Genomic DNA, 6,851 nt, shown 5'->3' with positions numbered 1-6,851 from the left:
CGCCTGCCCACACCGCCCCACCCCTGACAGATTCCGGGTGTCTGCCGGGCTTGGGGTCGGATCCCTCTGCTGCGCAGAGGGCTCTGACCCCTGAATCTGTCCGTGCTGGCGGGAGGCGCTAAAATGGCGGGATGATCGCCAATACCGCCGCCTACCATTTCGCCGTCATCGACGCCCCCCAGGCCCTGTGCGACCAGCTGCTGGCGCGTGCCGAGGCGGCTGGGCTGCGGGGCACGATCCTGGTGGCAGGCGAGGGGCTGAACCTGTTCCTGGCCGGTGCGCCTGGGGCCATCGAGGGTTTCTATGTGGCGCTGCGTGCCGATGCGCGCTTTGCACATATGCGGGTCAAGACCAGCCTCAGTGAGCACCAGCCGTTCGCGCGGCTGAAGGCCAAGGTGAAGGACGAGATCATCAGCTTCCGTCGCGACGACGGCCAGCCGCTGGATTACCCGCGCGCGCCGGCGATCGATCCGGCCACCGTGCAGCGCTGGTTGCGGCAGGGGCATGACGACGCCGGCAAGCCGGTGGTGATGCTCGATACGCGCAACCTGCAGGAAGTGGAGTACGGCACCTTCAAGGATGCGCTGGTGCTGCCCATCCACAAGTTCACCGACCTGCCCGAGGCGCTGGCGCCGCACCGCGAGGCGCTGAAGGACAGCACCGTGGTCAGCTTCTGCACCGGTGGCATCCGTTGCGAGAAGGCTGCGCTGTGGATGGTCAACGACGGCATGGACAACGTGCTGCAGCTCGACGGCGGCATCCTCGGTTACTTCGAGGAGGTGGGGGGCGAGGGCTACGAAGGACGCTGTTTCGTGTTCGACGAGCGCGTGGCGCTGGATGCCGAGTTGAAGCCGATGGTCGACCAGCCGATGCCGGAGCCGCGCCCCAGCGCGTTCTGACAGGGCGCCGGTAGAGCCGGCCGCTGGCCGGCTGCAAGGGCTCTCCGCCTGTCGGCCAGCGACCGGCACTACCCAACACGCATGGCACCCCGGGCCATGCCCGGCGGCCCTGAACCCGCCCCACGGGAATCAGCATCCCGCTACCGTCACTGGCCGCCGCGCCTCGCCGTCCCCATGCATGGGGAATCCTGTGACGGAAAACCGCCTGATGATTCCATTGTCGATTCTCGACCTGGCCCCGGTCTGCGAGGGCAGTGACACCACCGCCGCCTTCGCCAACATGCTGGAGCTGGCCCAGCATGCCGATGGGCTGGGCTACCGCCGCTACTGGCTGGCCGAACACCACAACATGCCCGGCATCGCCAGCGCCGCCACTGCGGTGTTGATCGGCCATGTCGCCGGCGGCACCAAGCGCATCCGCGTCGGTGCAGGGGGCATCATGCTGCCCAACCATGCGCCGCTGCAGGTGGCCGAGCAGTTCGGCACGCTGGCCTCGTTGTATCCGGACCGCATCGATCTCGGCCTGGGCCGTGCGCCGGGCACCGATCAGCCGACCGCGCGTGCACTGCGCCGCTACTTCGACAGCGCCGACCAGTTCCCCCAGGACGTGCGCGAGCTGCTGCACTACTTCGAGCCGGTGCAGCCCGGGCAAGCGGTGCAGGCCGTTCCGGGTGGTGGCCTGCGGGTGCCGACCTGGATCCTCGGTTCCAGCCTGTTCGGTGCGCGCATGGCCGCCTCGATGGGCCTGCCGTACGCGTTCGCCTCGCACTTCGCACCGGACGTGATGGACGAAGCGCTGGCCGTGTACCGCCGTGAGTTCCGCCCTTCGGCGACGTTGAAGCAACCGCACGCCATGCTGGCCTTGAACGTTGTCGCCAGCGACAGCGAAGCCGAGTCGCGTCGATTGTTCACCAGCCAGCAGCAGAGTTTCGTGAACCTGCGTCGCGGCCGCCCGGGCAAGATTCCGGCACCCATCGACGACATCGAGTCGTTCTGGGAGCCGCATGAGAAGCTGGGCGTGGAGCGGGCACTGGCCTGCACCGTCCTCGGCGATCCGCAGCAGGTGGCCGAGGGCATCGCCGCTTTCGTTGAGCGGCACAAGCCAGACGAGCTGATGCTCACCGCGAACCTGTACGACCACCGCGCGCGCCTGCGCTCGTTCGAACTGGCGATGCAGGCCTGGCACGCCCGCCACGCGGGCTGAACAATTGCGTCACGAGCTGTTGCAGCGATGCACGGTCTGATGGGGCTCCCACTCATGGAGCCCCCACATGTCCAACGCCCGCACTGAACACATTGCCCAGCTGGCTGAACTGATCAGGGACGTGGAGGTGGCGATGTTCACCACCACCGGTGTCGATGGCCGCCTCTACAGCCGGCCGCTGGCCACCCAGCAGGTCGCCTTCGACGGCGACCTGTGGTTCGTCATCACTGCCGACAGTCCGAAGGTGGCTGAAATCGCGCTCGATCCGCACGTCAACGTGGCCTATGCCTCGCCGTCGAAGAATACTTACGTGTCGGTCGCGGGGCGTGCGCGCGTCGTCGATGACCGCGCAAAGATCGAGGAATTGTGGTCGCCGGCGATGAAACTGTTCTTCCCCGGTGGCAAGGATGATCCCAACCTGCGCCTGATCCATGTGCGCGCCGATTCGGCCGAGTACTGGGATGGCCCGGGCACGTTGCTGGGCAAGGCGCTGACGTTCGTGTTGTCAGCAGTGCAGGATGAGCCCGGGCAGTTGGCCGACAACGGGTTCATTGACCTTCGGTGATGGCCGATGTCCGGTATTGGTAGTGCCGGCCGCGGGCCGGCAATCCTGGAAACGTGGCGGCCGGCCAGCGGCCGGCTGTACCGGGTTCCGGCTCAGAACCAGCGCTGGAACAACTCCACCGTATAGCCCACCAGCTGCCCGGAACTGAAACCGAAGAACGCGATCGCTGCCAGCGCTGCGATCCAGTTGAACAGCATAAGCGCGCCATCGCGTTCCAGCAGTGCCAGCGAGAACAGCAGCAGCTGGAAACCGAACAGGAAGTTGGTGAACGGGATCGGCAGCGACAGCAGCAGGCCGAGCAGCACCAGCAGCAGGCCGGTGAAGGCATGCGCCGGCAGTGGCGTGAGAAGTTGCGGCAGCCGTGGCTTCAACATCCGGTCCAGCCGCCGCAGCGGGCGATCGATGCGGTCGAGGAAGCGGTGCATGGTGCTGCGTCTGGGGCCGCGGCGGGCAATGAAGCCCGGGAGCCAGGGCCGGCGCAGGCAGCACAGCATCTGCACCCCGATCAGAATTACCAGTGGGCCGCTGACCGCGCCTCCCATGCCCGGAATCGGGATGAACGATGGCAGGATCGCCACGAACAGGAACACGCCGAAGGCGCTCTGCTGCAGGTTGCAAAGGATCTGGCCGAGCGGCATGTGCTCGGCCGGGTCGCCGGAGGCGAACATCTCCAGCAGGGTGCGGATGCCCTCGTTGCGGTAGGCCGGGCGCTCAACGCCCGGACCCTGGCCGGCCTCAGGCGGTGAGCTCATCGGCCTGCTCGTCCGACAGCGTGCGCAGCAGCAGCTTGTCCACGCGGGCACCGTCCAGGTCGACCACCTCGAAGCGCCAGCCGGCCCAGTCAAAGTACTCGCCCGCGTGCGGGATGCGGCCGAAGTAGTGGATGCACATGCCGGCCAGCGTGTAGTAGTCGCCATCCTCGGCATCGGGCAGGTCGTTGCTGCCGATCAGCTCGCGCAGGTCCTCGATCGGCAGCGAGCCGTCCACCAGCAGCGAGCCGTCCTCGCGGGTCACCACCAGCGCATCTTCGTCGGCATTTTCGGTGGCCTGCAGACGGCCAACCACCGCGCCCATCAGATCGCTGATGGTCACCAGGCCCTGGATCTCGCCGTACTCGTCCACCACCAGCGCCATCGACTGCTGTTCCTCGCGGAAGATCTCCAGCAGCTTCATCGCGTGGGTGGATTCAGACACGTACAGCGGCTCGCGCAGGGTCTGGAACAGCGCGTTGTCACCGCGCGCCATACGTGTGGCCAACGACTTCAGTTCAAGCACGCCGACCACGTCCATGTCGTTGTCGCGGTACACCGGGTACCGCGAGAACTCATGCTCGGCCATGATCTCCAGGTTCTTGTCCAGACCGCCCTGCGTGTCCAGCCAGGCAATCCGGTTGCGCGGGGTCATCAGGCTGTCGGCGGTACGATCGCCCAGGCGCATGACGCGGTTCATCATGTCGCGCTCGTGGGCGTCGATCACGCCGGCCTCGTGGCTTTCGGCCACCAGCATGCGGATCTCTTCTTCGGTCACCGAGGCGACTTCATCCTTGCCCAGGCCGAAGAGGCGCAGCACCAGCTGGGTGGTCTTGGACAGCAGCCAGACGAAGGGCAGGGCCAGCTTGGCCAGCCAGCTCATCGGCATCGCCACCAGGCTGGCAATGGCCTCCGAACGGGTCAGCGCCAAGCGCTTGGGCACCAGTTCGCCGAAGATCAGCGTAATGAAAGTGATCAGGCTGACCGCCAGCGCGGTACCGACGTTGCCGGCGTAGGCAAAGCCGGGCATCAGGCCCTGGATCCAGCCGGCGAAGGCTTCACCCAGCGCTTCACCGCCGAGGTAGCCGGTCAGCACGCCGATCACGGTGATACCGATCTGCACGGTGGACAGGAAGCTCTCCGGCTTCTCCGACAGCTCCAGTGCCTTGGCAGCGCGCTTGGAGGTGCCGGCCATCTGCTTCAGGCGGCTCTTGCGCGAGGTCATGACCGACATCTCGGACATGGCGAAGAAGCCGTTCAACAGAACCAGCGCGAAGACAATCAGGATCATTTCAAACACGGGCATCGTCCCCGGTTGGTGGCAGGGAGGGCGGGTGCTTGCGATGGCGGCAGGCGCTCAGGAACAGGGTCCGGCGCGGCGCAGGGGGATAAGGGTCGTCGTCCATAAGGTGCGCCCGAGGGCGCGCTGGCATCTTAGCAAAGGGCCGTGGCAGGGTGGCAACTGCCTGTTCAGGTTGAGGGTCCCCAGCCCCCGAAAGGAGGCGGGGATACCCGAGATGGTCATCTAGCCGTCATAATTCCGTCTGGTGCCGTCCTTCCCGCGACGGCTGACAGGTTTCTCAATGTTCTCTCTGCAGACCATTTTCGGTTCCGGCAAACAGTTCTACACCCTGCTCGATGAGGCTGCCGTCGCGGCGTCCGATGCCGCCAAGGCACTGCATTCGATGCTGCGCGACGCCGATCGCCAGCCCGCGCTGGACGCTTTCAAGCTGGCCCGCCTGCGCGAACGCGCGGCCTCGGACAAGATCAGCCAGGCGCTGGTGGACAGCTTCATGACCCCGATCGAGCGCGAAGACATCGAAGCGCTGGGCTCGGCCCTGTACAAGATTCCCAAGCAGATCGAGAAGTTCGCCGATCGCTATTCGCTGGCCACCACCCACCTGGAACACATCGACTTCGCGCCGCGCGCGGCGATGCTCGAGCAGGCCGCTGGCGTGGTGGTGGAGATGGTGGCCGACCTGCGCCACATGAACCTGGACCGGATGACCGCGCTCAACGAGCGCCTGCGCTCGCTGGAAAACGAGGCCGACCGCCTGATGCTTGAGCTGTACCGCGACATCTACTCCGGTCGCCTGGACAACCTGCAGATGTTCCTGCTGAAGGAATTCTTCGAGATCCTGGAAAAGGCCATCGACCGCTGCCGCGAGGCCGGTGTGGTGGCGTACCAGATCGTGTTGAAGAACAGCTGACGGGCCGGTACCGATGCTCACCCTAGTCCTGGTGGTGATCCTGGCCGCGCTCGTCTTCGAGTTCATCAACGGCTTCCACGATACCGCCAACTCCATCGCTACCGTGGTGGCAACCAAAGTACTGTCGCCCGGTTGGGCGGTGATGCTTGCCGCCTTCATGAACCTCATCGGTGCCCTGACCGGCACCGCGGTCGCACTGACCATCGCGTCGGGCCTGCTCAACACCAACGTGGTCGACGTGACCCCGCAGGTGATCCTGTGCGCGCTGCTGGGCGGCATCATCTGGAACCTGATCACCTGGTGGAAGGGCCTGCCGTCTTCGTCTTCGCACGCCCTGATCGGTGGCCTCTGCGGCGCCGGCCTGGCTGCGGCCCACAACAACTGGGACGCGCTGATCTGGTCCGAGCGCCTGGGCAGCTGGGCGCAGAACAAGGGCCTGCTGTGGAAGGTGTTCGTGCCGATGATCACCTCGCCGATCGCCGGCTTCCTGCTGGGCATCGTGGTGATGGTGCTGCTGTGGGGCTTGATCGCCGGCCTGGCCAAGATCGGTGGTGCCATCGGCCGCCTGGCCCGTCCGCGCATCGTCAACGCCTTCTTCGGCAAGGCACAGATCGCCTCGGCGGCCTACATGGGCTTCGCACACGGTCATAACGACGCGCAGAAGACCATGGGCATCATTGCGATGACCCTGATCGGTGCCGAAGCAACCGGTGCACTGAATGACCTGCCGTCGTGGCTGGCCTTCATGCATCCGGACGCGCATGCCGGCGATGGCATCGCCATGTGGATCGTGCTGACCTGCGCGGTGGTGATGGCTGCCGGTACCGCTTCGGGCGGCTGGAAGATCATCAAGACCCTGGGTCACAAGATGGTCAAGCTGCACCCCATCCATGGCTTCGCCGCAGAGACCAGCTCGGCCACCATCCTGACCCTGGCGGCCCACTTCGGCATGCCGGTCTCGACCACGCACAGCATCTCCACCGCGATCATGGGCGTCGGCTTCGCCAAGAACCCGCGTTCGCTGAAGTTCGGCGTGATCGAACGCATCGTCTGGGCCTGGATCCTGACCATTCCGGCAGCAGGTGGTTGTGCGTACCTGATCCTGAAGCTGTTCGAGCTGTTCGGCTGGACCTGAGGCCCGCGGCCTTAGCTTAGGGTCAGAGCCCTTTGCCTGCGGGGAAAAGGATCTGACCCCAACAATCGAAAAAGCCCGCCGGATACCGG

General features: G+C 65.7%; 7 protein-coding genes. 5 read left to right on the top strand and 2 right to left on the bottom strand.

The features are described from left to right. Positions 1-131: 131 nt before the first annotated feature. The 3 genes from DI041_RS18995 (at position 132) to DI041_RS18985 (ending at position 2,668) form a co-directional block, all read left to right on the top strand. The gene (locus DI041_RS18995) at positions 132-899 is read left to right on the top strand and encodes a sulfurtransferase (RefSeq protein ID WP_136638595.1); all 768 of its coding nucleotides are present in this window, start codon (positions 132-134) and stop codon (positions 897-899) included. Between the two features lie 208 nt (positions 900-1,107). Further along, positions 1,108-2,103, top strand: coding sequence for an LLM class flavin-dependent oxidoreductase (locus tag DI041_RS18990; protein WP_046988222.1), 996 nt, complete (start codon positions 1,108-1,110; stop codon positions 2,101-2,103). Positions 2,104-2,170: 67 nt separating this feature from the next. Further along, the gene (locus tag DI041_RS18985) at positions 2,171-2,668 is read left to right on the top strand and encodes a pyridoxamine 5'-phosphate oxidase family protein (RefSeq protein WP_046988220.1); all 498 of its coding nucleotides are present in this window, start codon (positions 2,171-2,173) and stop codon (positions 2,666-2,668) included. A gap of 92 nt (positions 2,669-2,760) precedes the next feature. Here DI041_RS18985 and DI041_RS18980 read toward each other — a convergent pair whose 3' ends face one another. Together DI041_RS18980 and DI041_RS18975 are read right to left on the bottom strand one after the other, a co-directional pair. Beyond that, entirely contained in the window at positions 2,761-3,420 is a 660-nt protein-coding gene (locus DI041_RS18980; protein ID WP_046988219.1) for an exopolysaccharide biosynthesis protein, read from the bottom strand. Then, entirely contained in the window at positions 3,404-4,708 is a 1,305-nt protein-coding gene (locus tag DI041_RS18975; protein ID WP_041864498.1) for a hemolysin family protein, read from the bottom strand. The genes DI041_RS18980 and DI041_RS18975 overlap by 17 nt, the downstream gene beginning before the upstream one ends. A 292-nt stretch (positions 4,709-5,000) precedes the next feature. Here DI041_RS18975 and DI041_RS18970 point away from each other — a divergent pair, with 292 nt between their 5' ends. Together DI041_RS18970 and DI041_RS18965 are read left to right on the top strand one after the other, a co-directional pair. Continuing rightward, positions 5,001-5,627, top strand: a complete 627-nt coding sequence (locus DI041_RS18970; RefSeq protein ID WP_025878890.1) for a DUF47 domain-containing protein — start codon at positions 5,001-5,003, stop codon at positions 5,625-5,627. Between the two features lie 13 nt (positions 5,628-5,640). Beyond that, entirely contained in the window at positions 5,641-6,762 is a 1,122-nt protein-coding gene (locus tag DI041_RS18965) for an inorganic phosphate transporter (protein WP_006431323.1), read from the top strand. Positions 6,763-6,851: the final 89 nt, after the last annotated feature.

This window comes from Stenotrophomonas maltophilia, assembly GCF_004920835.1.
In the GTDB taxonomy this organism is placed as follows: domain Bacteria; phylum Pseudomonadota; class Gammaproteobacteria; order Xanthomonadales; family Xanthomonadaceae; genus Stenotrophomonas; species Stenotrophomonas maltophilia_AQ.
This window is presented reverse-complemented; position numbering and strand designations above follow the sequence as displayed.